At 65.6% G+C, this 16,168-nt stretch carries 12 protein-coding genes and 1 pseudogene; 7 read left to right on the top strand and 6 right to left on the bottom strand.

Annotated elements, in window-relative coordinates; genetic code table 11:
* Positions 1–120 precede the first annotated feature (120 nt).
* Entirely contained in the window at positions 121–1,140 is a 1,020-nt protein-coding gene (locus tag AC0QC4_RS11685) for a LacI family DNA-binding transcriptional regulator (RefSeq protein WP_483660075.1), read from the top strand.
* Between the two features lie 28 nt (positions 1,141–1,168).
* Here the strand turns inward: AC0QC4_RS11685 and AC0QC4_RS11680 are convergent, their stop codons facing one another.
* Positions 1,169–2,551: an alpha-amylase family glycosyl hydrolase gene (locus AC0QC4_RS11680; protein ID WP_483660074.1), complete on the bottom strand. Its 1,383-nt coding sequence runs from the start codon at positions 2,549–2,551 to the stop codon at positions 1,169–1,171.
* Positions 2,552–2,805: 254 nt separating this feature from the next.
* Here AC0QC4_RS11680 and AC0QC4_RS11675 point away from each other — a divergent pair, with 254 nt between their 5' ends.
* Positions 2,806–4,305 carry an MFS transporter gene (locus AC0QC4_RS11675; protein WP_483660073.1) on the top strand — a complete coding sequence of 500 codons (1,500 nt, stop codon included), beginning with the start codon at positions 2,806–2,808 and terminating at the stop codon, positions 4,303–4,305.
* Positions 4,306–4,443: 138 nt separating this feature from the next.
* Here AC0QC4_RS11675 and pepN read toward each other — a convergent pair whose 3' ends face one another.
* On the bottom strand, positions 4,444–7,032 hold the full coding sequence (gene pepN, locus AC0QC4_RS11670) for an aminopeptidase N (RefSeq protein WP_483660072.1): 2,589 nt from the start codon (positions 7,030–7,032) through the stop codon (positions 4,444–4,446).
* Between the two features lie 133 nt (positions 7,033–7,165).
* On the opposite strand from pepN, the gene AC0QC4_RS11665 reads away from it, so the two are divergent.
* Positions 7,166–7,984, top strand: a complete 819-nt coding sequence (locus tag AC0QC4_RS11665; RefSeq protein ID WP_483660071.1) for a Rossmann-fold NAD(P)-binding domain-containing protein — start codon at positions 7,166–7,168, stop codon at positions 7,982–7,984.
* 75 nt (positions 7,985–8,059) lie between these two features.
* On the opposite strand, the gene fabI is transcribed toward AC0QC4_RS11665, so the two are convergent.
* From fabI to AC0QC4_RS11650, 3 genes are read right to left on the bottom strand one after another with little or no spacing between them, the layout of a single operon-like run.
* Positions 8,060–8,863 carry an enoyl-ACP reductase FabI gene (fabI, locus tag AC0QC4_RS11660; RefSeq protein ID WP_483660070.1) on the bottom strand — a complete coding sequence of 268 codons (804 nt, stop codon included), beginning with the start codon at positions 8,861–8,863 and terminating at the stop codon, positions 8,060–8,062.
* Positions 8,864–9,937, bottom strand: coding sequence for a YihY/virulence factor BrkB family protein (locus AC0QC4_RS11655; RefSeq protein ID WP_483660069.1), 1,074 nt, complete (start codon positions 9,935–9,937; stop codon positions 8,864–8,866).
* Between the two features lie 5 nt (positions 9,938–9,942).
* Positions 9,943–10,872: a DnaJ C-terminal domain-containing protein gene (locus AC0QC4_RS11650; protein WP_483660068.1), complete on the bottom strand. Its 930-nt coding sequence runs from the start codon at positions 10,870–10,872 to the stop codon at positions 9,943–9,945.
* A gap of 193 nt (positions 10,873–11,065) precedes the next feature.
* Here AC0QC4_RS11650 and pdxH point away from each other — a divergent pair, with 193 nt between their 5' ends.
* From pdxH to AC0QC4_RS11635, 3 genes and pseudogenes are all read left to right on the top strand, one after another.
* Entirely contained in the window at positions 11,066–11,647 is a 582-nt protein-coding gene (pdxH, locus tag AC0QC4_RS11645) for a pyridoxamine 5'-phosphate oxidase (RefSeq protein ID WP_483660067.1), read from the top strand.
* The gene (locus AC0QC4_RS11640) at positions 11,644–12,603 is read left to right on the top strand and encodes a cation diffusion facilitator family transporter (protein WP_483660066.1); all 960 of its coding nucleotides are present in this window, start codon (positions 11,644–11,646) and stop codon (positions 12,601–12,603) included. The genes pdxH and AC0QC4_RS11640 overlap by 4 nt, the downstream gene beginning before the upstream one ends.
* Before the next feature lie 366 nt (positions 12,604–12,969).
* A pseudogene (locus AC0QC4_RS11635) lies at positions 12,970–13,398 on the top strand (response regulator); the annotation flags it as partial.
* Between the two features lie 187 nt (positions 13,399–13,585).
* Here the strand turns inward: AC0QC4_RS11635 and AC0QC4_RS11630 are convergent.
* Positions 13,586–15,076 (bottom strand): sensor histidine kinase, encoded by a 1,491-nt coding sequence (locus AC0QC4_RS11630; RefSeq protein WP_483660065.1) that lies wholly within the window; start codon positions 15,074–15,076, stop codon positions 13,586–13,588.
* Between the two features lie 162 nt (positions 15,077–15,238).
* Here AC0QC4_RS11630 and fghA point away from each other — a divergent pair, with 162 nt between their 5' ends.
* Entirely contained in the window at positions 15,239–16,093 is an 855-nt protein-coding gene (fghA, locus tag AC0QC4_RS11625) for an S-formylglutathione hydrolase (protein WP_483660064.1), read from the top strand.
* Positions 16,094–16,168: the final 75 nt, after the last annotated feature.

The following is a 16,168-nucleotide window of genomic DNA, read 5'->3' as shown; positions in this document are numbered from 1 at the left end:
GGCGGGCTCAATTCGCCACATGCGGCGCTTGCTCTTGCAAGGGAAGCTTGGCACATACGTATTCAGGGAAGAGCGCCCGGGGGAGGGGCGGAGCAAGCGCCCGCAAAGAGGCGAACGGAGATGACAGCGAAGGCCACATCCTTCGACATTGCCCAGCTTGCGGGGGTCTCGCAGCCGACAGTGTCGCGCGCGTTGCGTGGAAGCCCCACCGTCAGCGAACCGACCCGCTTGCGCATCGAGGAAATCGCGCGACGGCTGAACTACAAGGTCGACAAGAATGCGTCGAACCTCAGGAGCCGGCACAGCAACACGCTGGCGCTGCTGCTGTTCGAGGATCCCACGCCCGACGCCAGCATGATAAACCCCTTCTTCCTGTCGATGCTGGGCTCCATCACCCGCAGCTGTGCGATGCGCGGCTATGACCTGCTGGTGTCGTTCCAGCAGCTCTCCGCCGATTGGCACACCGATTATGAGGACAGCCGAAAGGCCGATGGCATCATCCTCTTGGGCTATGGCGATTATCGCGATTATGCGCAGCGCCTCGGCCAACTGGCCGAGCAGGGCACCCATTTCGTGCGCTGGGGCGCGGTGCAGCCCGGCCAGCCGGAAGTGGTCGTGGGGTGCGACAATTTCGAAGGGGGGCGCGCCGTCACCCGCCACCTGATCGACAGGGGCCGCAGCCGCATCGCCTTCATCGGTCAGGCGGGCAAGGGCAGCCCCGAATTTCTCGATCGCTATCGCGGCCACAAGGCAGCGCTGAAGGACGCCGGCCTCGGCGCGCTGCCAGGGCGCCATGTCGATGCGATCAGCACCGAGGAATCGGGGCATGATGCGGCGGTGCGGCTGATGCGCCGCGACATCGGCTTCGACGCCATCGTCTGCGCCAGCGACCTTATCGCCATCGGCGCGATCCGCGCCCTGGCCGAAGCGGGGCTGCGCGTGCCGCACGATGTCGCGGTCACCGGCTTCGATGACATCCTCGCCGCGCGCTTCACCAATCCGCCGCTGACCACCGTTGCGCAGGATGCCGTGGCGGCCGGCGAAGGGCTGGTCGATACCTTGCTGCAGCTGGTCCGGGCAGAACCCGCCAAAAGCGTGGTGCTGCCCGCCCGCGTGGTGGTGCGGGCCAGCAGCGGATAGCCGTCACACCAGCCGAGCCGTAGCGCCGTTACTGGCCGACCAGCACCCGGTGGCCCCACGCCGGTATGGTCAGCCGCGTATCCGCATCCACCGTGACCGCGCTGCCATCGCGATAATCGGTGTATCGCCCGGCGAACGGCCCGTCGGTGAAGCCGACCTCCTGCGCCTCGCCGGAAAAATTGAAGATGCCGAAAATCTTGTTGCCGTCTCTCTCGCGCACGAAAGTGAAGACGCGCGGATGGGCGGTGTTGACCACGGGAACCATCGGTGCGCCCCATTGGCCATTGTGCAGCGCGGGGTTGGCATCGCGGAAAGCGATCAGGCGGCGGTACATGGCGGCATTGGGATGTTCGGTGGCGAGCCAGACTATGGGATCGCGCTCGAAGAATTGCAGCCGCCGCGCATTGCCCGCTTCCTGCCCATTGTAGATCAGGGGGATGCCATCCGAGACGAAGGTCAGCACGGTGACATTTTCCAGCGCCGGACCGAAGCGCTCATATTCGGTGCCTTCCCAGCTGTTCTTGTCATGGTTGGAGGTGAACAGCATCCGCATCGCCCCGTGCGGCCAGGCGCCGTCGTCCCAGCTGTGCCAGCCGAACAGCGCGCCGACGTCTGCGCGGCCCATACCGATGTCGTGCATCGCGCTCTCCCAACCCCAGGCATAGCTGGCGTCGAACGCCCGGCGGTGCAGCTCGGGCCATTCCCATTCGGCGAGCATGAAGACCGGGCGGATCGCATCGAGATCGCTGCGAACACGGTTCCAGAAATCGACGGGGACCATGCCGGCGACGTCCGCGCGATAGCCGTCGACGCCATATTCGCGCACCCAATAGGCCATCGCGCCGGCCATATAGTCGCGCACCTCGGGCTTCGAATAATCGAGGTCGATGATGTCCGACCAGTCGAACCAGGTGGTCGGGCGGAAATGGCCGTTCCAGCTGCGCTCATACCAGTCGGGATGCTGGGTCCGCAGCGGATTGTCCCACGCCGTATGGTTGGCCACCCAGTCGAGGATGACATGAAACCCCTGCGCATGCGCGGCATCGACGAACGCGCGGAAATCCTCCTTGGTGCCGAACTCCGGGTTCACGTCATAATAGTCGCGTACCGAATAGGGGCTGCCGAGCGTGCCCTTGCGGTTCTCGATGCCGATCGGGTGGATCGGCATCAGCCACAGGATATCGACACCCAGTTGCTTGAGGCGTGGCAGCTCGCGGATCGCCGCACGGAAAGTCCCCTCAGGCGTGAACTGGCGGGTGTTGATCTGGTACAGCACCGCATCGCGCGTCCATTCGGCATTGGTCAGCTGGATATAGGGGGCGACTGTCGCAGCGGGCGCGGGGCTATTCTGAGCGAACGCCGGAGTGGCGAACGCCAGCGCCAGCAAGGCGGCAAAGGCGGATAATCTCACTCTGTCTCTCCCATCGATGTCATTCCCGCGAAAGCGGGAATCCAGGGGCGGCAAGTGCTGCGCTTGGCTGCTCTGGATTCCCGCTTTCGCGGGAATGACAGTGTGTTTGTGCGCGAAGCTGCCGACGGGGCCGGGCCAAAGCAACAGGCTGGCCCAGTGTATTCGTATGTTGTCCGGTTGCCCGCACCGTCTTGCTCCGCCACTGTTGCCCGATAGACAGGCGCGAAAGACGCCGGTGCCAGGGAGAGCGAAGGATGGATGCAGCCACACGGCCCGAGAAGCCGCGCCAGTCATGGGCGGGGCTGGCGCTGATCAGTCTCGGCTTCTTCGGCATCCAGATCGGCTTCGCGCTGCAGAACGCCAATATGAGCCGCATCTTCCAGACGCTGGGCACCAGCTTGGACGACCTCCCTGCCCTGTGGGTTGCGGCGCCGCTGACCGGACTGCTCGTTCAGCCCATCATCGGCCACTATTCGGACCGCACCTGGACCAGGCTGGGGCGGCGACGGCCCTATTTCCTCGCCGGGGCGATCCTGGCGGCGGCATCACTGCTCTACATGCCGCTGGCACCAATTCTGTTTGCCGCTGCGCTGGCCCTGTGGATTCTGGACGCCAGCCTCAACATTTCGATGGAGCCATTCCGCGCGTTCGTCGGCGATATGCTCGGAAAGGACCAGCATACCGCAGGCTATGCCGTGCAGACCGCGTTCATCGGCGCCGGTGCGGTCGTCGGGTCGATCTTCCCCTGGGCGCTCGACCATCTCGGCGTGGCGAACGAGGCCGCGCCCGGCATCATTCCCGACACGGTGAAATACAGCTTCTGGTTCGGCGCAGCCGCGCTGCTGCTGGCCGTGCTGGGCACCGTGTTCAGCACCAAGGAATATAGCCCCGCCGAGATGGCGGCCTTCGACGGCGAGGAAGAAAGCCATGACGACCCGACCATCCGGGCGCTGGCAGCGCGCACTTATCTGGGCAGCGGATTGTGGATCGCGGCCGGCGCTGCCGTGATGCTGGGCGTCTATGAGTTCGCCCTGGAAAAGGAAGTCTATCTGCTCGGAGCCCTGCTGGCTGCCTACGGGCTTGCGTCGATACTGGCCATTGCCATGGCCAAGGCAGGCGGCGGCCGGAACCTGCTCGGCCACATCGTCGGCGATTTCGCGGGCATGCCCCCGGTCATGAAGCAGCTGGCGGTAGCGCAATTCTTCAGCTGGTCTGCGCTGTTCATCATGTGGATCAACACCACGCCGGTGGTCGCACAATATTATTTCGGATCGTCGGATCCGGCGAGCGCAGCCTATCAGGAAGGCGGCAACTGGGTCGGCATCATGTTTGCCGTGTACAATGGCGTCGCAGCCGTTGCCGCGCTGACACTGCTGCCGGCGCTCGCGACACGCATCGGCAAGGCCAGAACCCACCTCGTTTGTCTGCTGGCCGGCGCGGCTGGCTACGCCAGCTTCTTCCTGATCCATGATCCGCAATGGCTGCTGCTCAGCGAAATCGGCGTCGGCATCGCCTGGGCGTCGATCCTCGCCATGCCCTATGCGATCCTCGCCAGCAGCCTGCCGCAGCGCAAGCTCGGCATCTACATGGGGCTGTTCAACATCTTCATCGTCGTGCCGCAATTGCTGGTCGCGACGGTGATGGGGTCGATTGTGAAGGCCTTTTTCCCGACCGAACCCATCTACACCATGGCCTTTGCGGCAGGCGTCATGGTCCTCGCCGCGCTGGCGATGCTGCGTGTGCGGGAGGGGTGATGGGTCCTCCCCGGCACGGGGAGGGGGACCAGCGAAGCTGGTGGAGGGGCACGCGGTTATCCCGTGACCTCGCGATACGCCGCGCCTGCCCCTCCACCATCCTTCGGATGGTCCCCCTCCCCCGTTGGGGGAGGACCGCTACCCCGCCAGGCTCTTACTCGCCTGCTCGGTCGTATCCCGCGACAGCCCCGGAGTTGCCAGCACCCGCTCCAGCCCCGCGCGCATCCTGGCGGCGCGGCCCTCATCGAAGCGTTTCCACCGGCCGAGCGGCGGGATCATGCGGGCTGCGGTGGCGGGGTTTTTCGGGTCGAGCGCGATGATCAGATCGACCAGCAACTCGTAACCCGCCCCGTCGGCGCGGTGGAAGCTGCCCTGGTTGCCGGCGAACGCGCCATAGAGAGAGCGGACGCGGTTGGGGTTGGCAAGGGTGAAATCGGGGTGCTGCGCCAGTGCCCTGACTGCCTCGACCGTATCGTCTCGCAAAGAGAAGGCCTGGGTCGAAAACCATTTGTCGAGCACCAGCGCGTCATGGTGGTAGCGCGCGTAGAAGGCAGCGAGCGCCGCGTCCCGCTCGGGCGCATTCATGTGGCTGAGCACGCCGAGCGCGCCTTGCCGGTCGGTCATGCCGCCAGCCGCCTCGAACTGCGCGAGCGCGATGGCCGGGGCATCCGCCGCATCGCTGGCCCACAGCAGCATCAGTGCCAGCGTGCGCAGCTTGCGCATCGCCTTGGTTTCGGGGGTGATGATCGTCGCGTCGGTGGCGGTGCCTGCATGGATCGCGCGCAGCAACCCCTCATGCGTCCGTCCGATGGCGCGTTGCAGCGCGCGGCGCTCGCGGCGGATGGCATCGGGATCGACCACCAGCATCTGGTCGCCGACGAAGCTCTCGCTGGGCAGCATCGACGCCTCGGCGACGAAAGCCGGATCGCTGCGCCAGTCGGTCAGCATGTTGCCGACCGCTTCGACGACAGCGTCGAACGACACCGCATTTCCGGAAACACGCGCGACCAGCGTTTCGAGCATCAGCGCCTGCAGCGCCTCGTACCGGGCAAACGGGTCGTCATCATGCGCGGCAAGCCAGGCCAGTTCACCCGGCGCACGCTGCACATCGGTGGTGATCGGCGCGGAAAAACCGCGATTGAACGAGAGCATCGGTGCAGCGGAGAATTGTCCAAGCGGAACGCTGGCCTCGGCGCTGTTCAGCACGACCAACTGCTCGTCTCCCGGCCCATTCCTGGCGGGATCATGCGCGGCGATGCGCAGCGGCAGCACCATCGGCTGCTTGACCGGCTGGCCTGGGGTCGGCGGCACGGTCTGCGCCAGATGCAGCACCGCCTCACCGCTCGCGGCATCATGATCGACGCGTGCCGACACCCGCGGGGTTCCGGCATGCGAATACCACAGGCGGAACTGCGCCAGATCGACGTCGGCGCCATCCTCGATCGCACGGACAAAATCCTCGCAGGTTGCCGCTTCGCCGTCATGCCGGTCGAAATAGAGGTCGGTGCCTGCGCGGAACCGCTCCGCCCCCACCATCGTCGCCATCATGCGGATGACTTCGGCACCCTTGTTGTAAACGGTGGCGGTGTAGAAATTGCCGATTTCCTGATAGCTGTCCGGCCGGATCGGATGGGCGAGCGGCCCGGCGTCCTCAGGGAACTGCGCGGCGCGCAGCAGGCGGACGTCCTCGATGCGCTTGACCGCTGCCGACCCCATGTCGGCGGAGAAGCATTGGTCGCGATAGACGGTGAAGCCCTCTTTCAGGCTGAGCTGGAACCAGTCGCGGCAGGTGACGCGGTTGCCCGACCAGTTGTGGAAATATTCATGCGCCACCACACCCTCGACCCCGTCGAAATCGAGGTCGGTGGCGGTGTCGGCATCCGCCAATATGTACCGCGTGTTGAAGATGTTGAGGCCCTTGTTCTCCATCGCGCCCGCGTTGAAATCCGCCACCGCGACAATGTTGAACACCGACAGGTCATACTCGCGGCCATAGACACGCTCATCCCACGCCATCGAATGTTTGAGCGCGGCCATCGCATGTGCGGTGCGCGGCACATCGCCATCACGGACATAGATGGCGAGGTCGACGGTCTTGCCACTCATGGTCGTGAACACATCGCGATTGGCGACCAGATCGCCCGCGACCAGCGCGAACAGGTAACTCGGCTTGGGCCAAGGGTCGTGCCAGATGGCGTAATGGCGACCATCGGTCAGATCGCCCTGCCCGGTCAGTTCGCCATTGGCCAGCAGCACCGGGAACGCCGCCTTGTCCGCCTCCAGCCGCACCGTGTACACGCTCATATTGTCGGGCCGGTCGACGAAGGGGATAATCCGCCGGAACCCTTCCGCCTCACACTGCGTGCACAGCAGCCCGTTGGAGGCGTAGAGACCCGACAGCTTGCTGTTGGCCGCCGGATCGATGCGGGTCGTGAAGGTGACCGTCGCGGCATCGCCGGGCACCGCAATCGCAATCTGCCGGTCGCGGCGCTCAAACGATGTCGGCACCCCGTCGACCGCCAGCCCTTGGGGCAGCGCGCCGTCCTCGTCGAGCAGCAAGGGGCGATCGTGTGCGCCGTTGCGCTTGATCGACAGGGTCGCGGAGACGACGGTCTCGCTCAGCCCCAGCGCGCAATCAAGGTGGACAGTCTCGACCAGCCAATCTGGCACGCGATAATCGCCGCGATGGATGGTGGTGACGGCGATGGGGGCTGGGGAGTCGAGCATGGCGGAGAGGGTAGGACAGGGGGCAGCGGGGTGCAATCGTCAACGTCGCCCCGGCCTTGAGCCGGGACCGCTATCGACGTAGCGCAATGCTGCCAGCGGCCCCGGCTCGGGGGCCGAGGCGACGGAGAATTTTGTGACCACTCTTCTCATCTTCGGCCTCGGCTACACCAGCAGCCACCTCGCCCGCCGCCTCGAAGCGCGCGGGTGGGACGTGACCGGCACCACGCGCGACGGGCGCGGCGGCACGATCCGGTTCGACGACGAAGCGGCGGTGCTCGCGGCACTGCGCCGGGCGAGCCATGTCCTGTCGTCGGTGCCGCCGTCGGGCGAAGGGCGCGATCCGGTGCTCGATTGCTACGGGCAGGCCATCGCGCTCGCGCCGCTCGACTGGGTCAGCTACCTCTCCTCGACCGGGGTCTACGGCGATGCCGGCGGGGCGTGGGTCGATGAAAGCGCGCCGATATTGGGGCGGCGGGCAGCGCGCAATCTGGCGGATGCGGCATGGCTGGGGTTGCGGGCCGAGGTGCGGGTATTCCGCTTGCCGGGCATCTACGGGCCGGGGCGCAGCGCGCTGGAGCGCGTGCGCGCGGGACAGGCGCATCGGGTCGATCTGGCCGATCAGGTGTTCAGCCGCGTGCATGTCGATGACATCGCGGGCGCGATCATCGCCTCATTCTCTAGCAACGCCACGGGTGCGTTCAACATCGCCGACGACTGGCCGTGCAGCCAGAACCGGGTCATCGAAGCCGCCGCCGCCATGCTGGGCATGCCCCACCCGCCGCTGATCGGTATCGACGATCCGTCGCTCAGCTCGATGGCCCGGGCCTTCTATGCCGAGAACCGTCGGGTCGCGAACGGGCGGGCCAAGCGGTTGCTGGGATGGGAGCCCCGGTTTGCGGACTATCGGGTTGGGTTGGCCGACTGTAACCGTCTAGCGTCGCCCCGGACGTGATCCGAGGCCGATTGCACCGCTGCACGAGGTCGAGAACGGCCCCGGATCACGTCCGGGGCGACGGCTGTTCGTCAGCTACCCCAGCGCAATATCCGGTGCGTCTTCCTGCTTCATGCCGACCGTGTGATAGCCCGCATCGACATGGTGCGTTTCCCCGGTGACACCGGCTGACAGGTCCGACATCAGGTACAGCGCCGAGCCGCCGACATCGTCGATGGTGACGTTGCGGCGCAGCGGGCTGTTATATTCGTTCCATTTGAGGATGTAGCGGAAGTCGCCGATGCCGCTCGCCGCCAGCGTCTTGATCGGGCCGGCGGAGATGGCGTTGACGCGGATGCCGGCAGGGCCGAAGTCGTTGGCCAGATATTTGACGCTGGTCTCCAGCGCCGATTTGGCGACGCCCATGACGTTATAGTGCGGCACGACCTTTTCCGCGCCATAGTAGCTCAGCGTCAGCATCGATCCGCCCGCGCTCATCATGGGCGCGGCGCGCGCGGCGACGGCGGTGAAGCTGTAGACGCTGATGTTCATCGTCATCAGGAAATCGTCGAGCCCGATGGCGCTATATTTGCCGCGCAGCGCCTCCTTGTTGGTATAGCCGATGGCGTGGACGATGAAATCGATGGTCGGCCAGCGCGCGGCCAGCGTCGCGAAGGCGGCGTCGAGATTGTCCATCTCCGCCACATCGCAGTCGATCAGGAAATCGCAGCCGAGCTGGTCGGCCAGCGGCTTGACCCGCTTGAGCATGACATCGCCCTGATAGCTGATCGCCAGCTCCGCACCCTGCGCATGCAGTGCCTTGGCAATGCCCCAGGCCAGCGACTTGTCATTGGCGAGGCCCATGATCAGGCCACGCTTGCCAGCCATCAATCCGCTCATTCACATGCTCCTCTGGCTTTGGCTGCGAGCGCGGTCGTCGGACTGGCCAATCCGGTTGGCCGCCTCCTCCGGGCTTTCCGCAAGCGCCGCATTCAATTCCGCCCCGATAACGACCCCGAGCCCGATCAGATAGAAGAAAAACAGCGCGACCATCACGCCGGCCAGGCTGCCATAGGTGGCGTCATAGCTCATCAGGCCGGCCAGCAGCGGCGGCAGTGCCAGCGTCACGCCGATCCACCACAGGGTGGTCGCCAGTGCCCCCGGCCACTTGGGCGCGTGCGATCCGCGGTAGCTGTGCGGGGTCAGCGAATAGAACAGGATGTACAGTGACAGAAACAGCCCGCCACCGGAAATCAGGCGCGACAGGGCAATGCCGCCCAGCCCCGAAAATTCGGCGGGCAGGACGCGATCGATGAACTGTTCGATGCCGACGGTGATCACCTGCAGGCTGAACGAGAGCAGCAGCAGCAGCACCGCACCGATGATCAGCCCGATCGAATAAAGCCGATACTGCCAGAAGCTCTTGCGCGCCTGCGTGCCATACGCGCGCCGCAATATGTCCCGCACCGTCTCGATCAGGCTGCCGACCGTCCACAGCCCGACCAGCCCGCCGAGCCACAGGAACAAGCCGCTGCGCGCCGACAGCACGTCGCGGATCGGCCCGGCCAGCGTCTTGGCAACTTCGGGCGGCATCACGCTCAGCACGACCTCCAGCGCGTGGACACCTTCGTCGGTCTGGCCGAACGCGCTCATCACCGCCGTCGCGGTTATGAAAAAGGGAAACAGCGCGATCAGCGCCAGATAGGCAAGGTTGCCGGCATGGATGAAGCCATCGAAATAGGTGCCCACCGCCACCCGCCGCGCGACATTGTAGATGCGCGTGCCCGGGCCCACCGAACGCCAGGAACGATCCAGTGCGCCGCGCATCTTGCCCAGCCGGTTGATGCGGCGCGCGCGTTCGCGCCGTGCCTCCGGCGAGTGCGGGCTGCGGCCGACGGCTTCGAATTCGGCTGCCACCTCGGCCACCGTGTCGCGCACGGACTGGTCTTCGCTGGCAGGCAGATCACCGGGCATCCGGTTCAAACGCCCAGGGTCGCCCGAATGTTGCGCTCGTCGCGCCACTGGCGGGCAAAGGCCGCCAGCGCTTCATCGTCGGCGGGCAGATCGACCTGCAGCATGATCAGCTGGTCGCCGCGCGTGCCGTCCTTGCGACTGAACCCCTTGCCCTTGAGGCGAAGCACCTTGCCCGAGCTCGAGCCGGCGGGAATCGCCAGCATAACCGGGCCGTCGACGGTCGGCACCTTGACCTTGGCGCCGCCCACTGCCTCGATCAGGCTGATCGGCAGGTCGAGACGGATGTCGCTGCCATCGCGGCGGAAGAAGGCGTGGGGCTTGACCTCGATGGTGACGGTAGCATCGCCCGTGCCGCCGGGCCCACGCTCGCCCTTGCCGGCGAGGCGCATCTGGGTGCCGGATTCGACACCGGCAGGCAGCTTCAGATCGATGGTCGTTCCGTCGCGCAGGGTGATGCGCTGGGTGGCGCGGGTGGCGGCATCGACGAAGCCGACCGCCAGGCGGTAGTTGACATTGGCCCCGCGCGGCGGCGGTGCGCGGCGGGAGGAGCCGCCGAACAGATCGTCGAAGATGCTGCCGAAATCGGATCCTCCGGCAAAGTCCGCACCCGGGCGCTGCTGGGCGCCCCAGGGGCCCGCGCCAGGGCCGGGACGCCGCGGATCGCCACGATAGCCGCCATAGCTGCCCGACGCGCCGAACGGGCTGGTCGGATTGCCGTCGCCATCGATCTCCCCCCGGTCGAACCGGCCGCGCTTGTCCTTGTCCGAAAGCAGGTCATAGGCGTTGGTCACGGCCGAGAAGCGTTCGGACGCCTTGGGGTTGTCCTGATTGCGGTCAGGATGCAGTTCCTTGGCAAGCTTGCGATAGGCTTTCTTGATATCGTCATCGCTGGCGGAACGCGCCACGCCGAGCAGGGTGTAAGGATCACTGGCCATGCGCTCTAGCTAGGCAATACAGTAGCGCACGGCAAGGAGAGGTTGACCGTTTGACCGATGGGGATAGAGCCGCGACGGACTCTTCCTTCGTTATTGCGAGCGAAGCGAAGCAAACCAGGGTGGTGCTGCGCAACACTGGATTGCTTCGCTTCGCTCGCAATGACGGGTAAGGTTTGACCCGAGGCAACAGTAAATGACCGACTCTCCTATCGAAATATTCTCCGCATGGCTGGCCGAGGCCGAAGCCAGCGAGCCCAATGACCCCAACGCGATGGCGCTCGCCACGGTGGACGCGGACGGCAGCCCGGCGGTGCGGATGGTGCTGCTCAAGGGGCATGATGCCGACGGCTTTGTGTTCTACACCAATCTGGAGAGCCGCAAGGGACAGGCGCTGGCGGTGCACCCGCAGGCCGCGCTGCTGTTCCACTGGAAGTCGCTGCGCCGTCAGGTACGCGTCGAAGGGCCGGTGCATCCGGTGAGCGATGCCGAGGCAGACGCCTATTTCGCCAGCCGCAGCCGGGTCAGCCGGATCGGTGCCGCCGCATCGGACCAGTCGCGCCCGCTCGACAGCATGGCAACGCTGATGGCGCGCGTCGCCAAAATCGGTGCCCGCCATGCCGTGGGCGAGGTGCCGCGCCCGGCCCACTGGTCCGGCTTCAGGGTAGCGCCGCAGCGCATCGAGCTTTGGGAAGATGGCGAGTTCCGGCTGCATCGCCGCAGGCTGTATGTGGCCGACGGCAAGGGCGGCTGGAGCCAGTCGATGCTCTACCCGTGACGGCGGCGACGCCCGACACCGCATCGCATTTCGCCGAACGCAGCGCACTGGTGCGCCGCGCGGCGCTGGCCAGCGTCCTCGTCGCGCTCATTCTGGCGTTGCTCAAAGCGTGGGCGGCGTGGGTCACCGGATCGACCGCCCTGCTCGGCAGCCTTGCCGATACCGCGCTCGACCTCGCCGCCAGCCTGGTGACGCTGGTTGGCGTCCGTCTGGCCGCGATGCCGGCCGACAATGAGCATCGCTTCGGCCATGGCAAGGTCGAGGCGCTGGTGGCGATGGCCCAGCTTGCCCTGGTTTTTACGTCCGCTTTGTGGATCGGGTGGCGCTCGATCGATCGCTGGCTGAATGGCGCCACTACCAGTCACCCCGAATATGGCATCGGCGTCTCGCTCGTCGCCATAGTGCTGACCCTGCTGCTGCTCAACGTGCAGCGGCGGGTAGTGGCGCGCACCGGATCGGTCGCCATCTCCACCGACAGCCTCCATTACCAGTCGGACCTCGCCCTCAACATCGCGGTGATTGCCGCGCTGCTGCTCGATGGCATGCTGGGCCTGCGCGGCGCCGATGCGCTGTTCGGCGCGGCAATCGCGCTGTGGCTGCTGTGGGGCGCCTGGAACAGCGCGCGCCATGTCGTCGACCAGTTGCTCGACCGGGAATGGCCGGACGAGCGCAAGCGCGCACTGCTCGCCGCACTCGCCGATTTTCCCGAAGCCCGCACCATCCACCTGCTCAAGACGCGTACCAGCGGCGCGCAGGAATTCGTGCAGTTCCATCTGTGGTTTCCGCCAGCGACCAGCGTCGCCGCAGCGCATCAGGTGATGCATGACATGGAGCAGCGCATCGCCGCGCTGGTGCCCGGGGCGGACGTGATGATCCATGCCGAGCCGGAGGGCGATGCCCTCGAACCCACAGGCTATCTGCCCAGCGAAACGCTGCCCGGAGAGGGGAGTCCCTAGGTCGTAAACTCATTAAATGCGCGTTCGAGGCGATGAAATGGCGGAGCCGAAGGCCAGCGCAGCTGAACATATCGGGTTCAGGCGGCCGCCGCGGGTGGTGGTTCCACCTGCAAGGCCGTCTGGAGCCGAGATCGAAGCCATTTCACCGCCCCGCAGGGGTTCGACCCATTTTGTCCAGAGCCGCGTTGGCAAGGCTGGAGATAGAACCACTATCCCTGCGCCTTGCCGCCTTGCCCTGAACAAAATGGCCTCGAACCTCGAACGCGCATTTAATGAGTTTACGACCTAGCATCCGGACCAGCGGTGAGTGGAACCGTTTGCAGGACATGACGTTATGAGGCAGCCCAACTCGGACGCGCAAGGAAGCAGACACAGGTCATGGCGGTCAAGGTTCTGATTGTAGAAGACGAATTTCTCGTGGCGGCGAATTTGCAGGCGCTGATCGAGGATCTCGGCTATACATCGGTCGGCATCGCAGCCGACGCGCCTTCCGCTTACTCGCTGGCCGAGGAGCATCCCGACGTGGCGCTGGTCGACCTCAATCTTCGCGACGGCCCGACCGGCCCGCAGATCGGCGCGGCATTGTCCCGTCAGGGCATCAGCGTCCTTTATGTTACCGCCAATCCGCGGATGCTTGGGGATGGTGTGCCCGGCACGCTGGGCGTGATGACCAAGCCGTGCGAGGCTGGCACGATGCGCGACGGGCTCACTTATGCGGTCAATCGCCGGATGGGTGTGCCGGCACCCGCGCCGCGCGGCGTCATCCCCTTTCGGGATCGCCCCGAAAGCGCCTGATCGGCGTAGCAAGTGCCAGAGCCTTGCCCTGTTCTCTTTGAACCGTAGTGCTGAGCTTGTCGAAGCACGCCTCGCAAACAAACATCATTGATACTGCGCATCGCCGCAGGAACCGATACGCTCGCAGCCTGCAATTCCAATGCAACCCGAACCGAGTCAGGCTCTAAATCGCTGGGTGTCTGACCGCTCAGATCTCGCTGTCTTTCGCGGCCCTCACCAGATGGCCGGGGTTGAGCATCAACACCACTTCCAGTCCGTCGCGGTTCCAGTGCCGCTCAATCGTACCGCCAAGCTGTTGGCGGATGCTGAGCTCCGACAGGCGGCTGCCGAAGCCGCTATGGGCGGGCGTGCTTTCGATGGCCGGTCCGCCATGCTCGCGCCAGCGGATTTCCAGAAGCTCGTCGACGGTGGCGAGATCGATGGTGACGCTGCCCTCTTCGGTCGACAGCGCGCCATATTTGGCCGCATTGGTCGCGAGCTCATGGAACACCAGCGCGATCGGCGTCGCTGCCTGATCGTCGACCGGCAAGTCCCCGCCGCTGATGCGCACGCGCTGCTGGTCGGTAATCTGATAGGGCTGCATCAGATCGGCCAGCATGGCCGCGAGCGAGGTGGTGACGAATTCGGGGCGCGACAGGTCACTATGCGGCCGTGCGAACTCATGCGCCCGACTCAGCGCCAGGATGCGGTTGGTCAGCCGGCTGGCAAAATCGCTGGCGGCCGGCTCGTGCCGCGCCGAAAGGCCGATCAGCCCGGTAATGACCGCGAAGATGTTCTTGATGCGGTGCGCCAGCTCGCGGCTCAATATCTCGTTCTGCTGCGCCGCCTGCTTGGCATCATGAATGTCGGTGCAGGTGCCGATCCAGCGGATGATCGCGCCTTTGCCGTCGCGCACCGGCAGGGCACGGCCGAGCGTCCATCGATAGGCGCCGCTGTGGTGCCGCAAGCGATATTCGATCTCATAGGGTTCGCCGGTGTCAAGGCTGTGCTGCCAGCGTGCCCATGCCCGGTCCTGATCGTCGGGATGGAACATGTCGTTCCAGCCCTCACCATCTGTCGACCCGTAAGGCACACCGGTGAAGCGGTACCATTGCTCGTTGTAATAGTCGTGATGGCCATCCGGCAGGGTGGACCACACCATCTGCGGCATCGCCTCCGTCAGCACATCGTAGCGCGCCTTGGTGTCGCTGAGCGCGGCTTCGGCGCGCAACTGCGCGCTGATTTCCATGTTGACGCCATACCAGCGCGCGATCGACCCGTCGGGTGCGTGCAGCGGCACGATGCGGGTCAGGAATGGCCGCAGCTGCCCATCGGCCCCGCGCAGCGGAAACACCATCTCGAACGGCTCGCCGCTCTCGATGCTGTCTGCCCAGCGCTCCTTGACCAGCGCCAGACGGTTCGGGTCGTGCACTGCTTCCCAGCCCCAGCCGCGCATTTCGTCCGGGGTAGTGCCGCAATAGTCGTGCCAGCGCCGGTTGTACCAGACGATGAAGCCGTCGGCGCGCGCGATCCAGCACAGCATCGGCAGATGCTCTGCCACCAGCCGGAATTCACGGTCGTCGAGCGAGACGATCTCGTCGAGCTTGGGAAGCGCGATCTCCGCCTGTCCGGCGTGACGCCAGAAGGCTTGGCCATGATCGTTGCGGTCCACATCGACCGCGTTCAGACTGTAAGGCAAAAAAGGCATCCTCCCGACGCGCCCACCGCCCGGCAGGGGCGGGGCGCGCGCATCCGTTTCGGGAAACTCCTTGCTTGGTAGATAGTTCCCCCCATGTCATGAGCGGGCTTTCTCGAGCCCCATCGTCACCAAATCGCGAGCCAGGCAGGAACCAGACGCGCCATGACCTTCGAAACCCTCTCCGTTGCCCGGGCCCATGGCGGGCAGCAGGGCGTCTATCGCCACGCCTCGACTGCGACCGGGACGCCGATGACCTTTTCGCTGTTTATGCCAGATGCAGCGCAGCACCCGCGGCCGCCGCTGGTCTGGTATCTGTCGGGCCTGACCTGCACCCATGCCAATGTCACCGACAAGGGCGAGTATCGCCGCGCCTGCGCCGATCTCGGCCTCGCCTTCATCGCGCCGGACACCTCGCCGCGCGGCGAGGATGTGCCGGACGATCCCGAGGGAGCGTGGGATTTCGGCCTGGGCGCGGGCTTCTACGTCGATGCCACCCAAGCCCCGTTCGACCGCCACTATCGTATGTGGGGCTATGTCACCGAAGAGCTGCCCGCGCTGGTCGCAACGCATTTCCAAGTCGACATGGCGCGGCAATCGATCCTAGGGCATTCGATGGGCGGCCATGGCGCGCTGACCGCCGCGCTGCGCCTGCCCGGTCGCTACCGGGCCGCCAGCGCCTTCGCCCCGATCGTCAATCCGGGGGCGGTGCCGTGGGGCCAGAAGGCGCTGTCAGCCTATCTCGGCACCGACAGGACTGCGTGGCGGCGGCATGACACGGTGGCGCTGATCGAGGACGGCGCGCGCATCGATGCGCTGCTTGTCGATCAGGGCGATGCCGACAATTTCCTGGGCCCGCAACTGCAGCCGGAAACATTGGTGCGCGCCTGTGCCGACGCCGGCATCGCTCTCGATTACCGCCTGCAGCCCGGTTACGACCACAGCTATCATTTTGTCTCGACCTTCATGGCAGACCATTTGCACTGGCACGCTGCCCGCCTCGGCCAGACCGGAGACTGAGCCCGATCGGCCCTAGCGACAAATGCAAAACGCCGCCTCCACCCGGCAGGGCAGAGACGGCGTTGCAACATATCA

It is taken from the genome of Sphingomonas sp. jy18 (genome assembly GCF_056931895.1).
Note: the sequence above shows the minus strand (reverse complement) of the source record. Positions and strands in the feature narration are given on the sequence as shown.

Coding starts and splice junctions, on each gene's coding strand:
- AC0QC4_RS11685 (WP_483660075.1), top strand. CDS start 121: ATGACAGCGAAGGCCACATCCTTCGACATTGCCCAGCTTGCGGGGGTC.
- AC0QC4_RS11675 (WP_483660073.1), top strand. CDS start 2,806: ATGGATGCAGCCACACGGCCCGAGAAGCCGCGCCAGTCATGGGCGGGG.
- pepN (WP_483660072.1), bottom strand. CDS start 7,032: ATGCTCGACTCCCCAGCCCCCATCGCCGTCACCACCATCCATCGCGGC.
- fabI (WP_483660070.1), bottom strand. CDS start 8,863: ATGAGCGGATTGATGGCTGGCAAGCGTGGCCTGATCATGGGCCTCGCC.
- AC0QC4_RS11655 (WP_483660069.1), bottom strand. CDS start 9,937: ATGCCCGGTGATCTGCCTGCCAGCGAAGACCAGTCCGTGCGCGACACG.
- AC0QC4_RS11650 (WP_483660068.1), bottom strand. CDS start 10,872: ATGGCCAGTGATCCTTACACCCTGCTCGGCGTGGCGCGTTCCGCCAGC.
- pdxH (WP_483660067.1), top strand. CDS start 11,066: ATGACCGACTCTCCTATCGAAATATTCTCCGCATGGCTGGCCGAGGCC.
- fghA (WP_483660064.1), top strand. CDS start 15,239: ATGACCTTCGAAACCCTCTCCGTTGCCCGGGCCCATGGCGGGCAGCAG.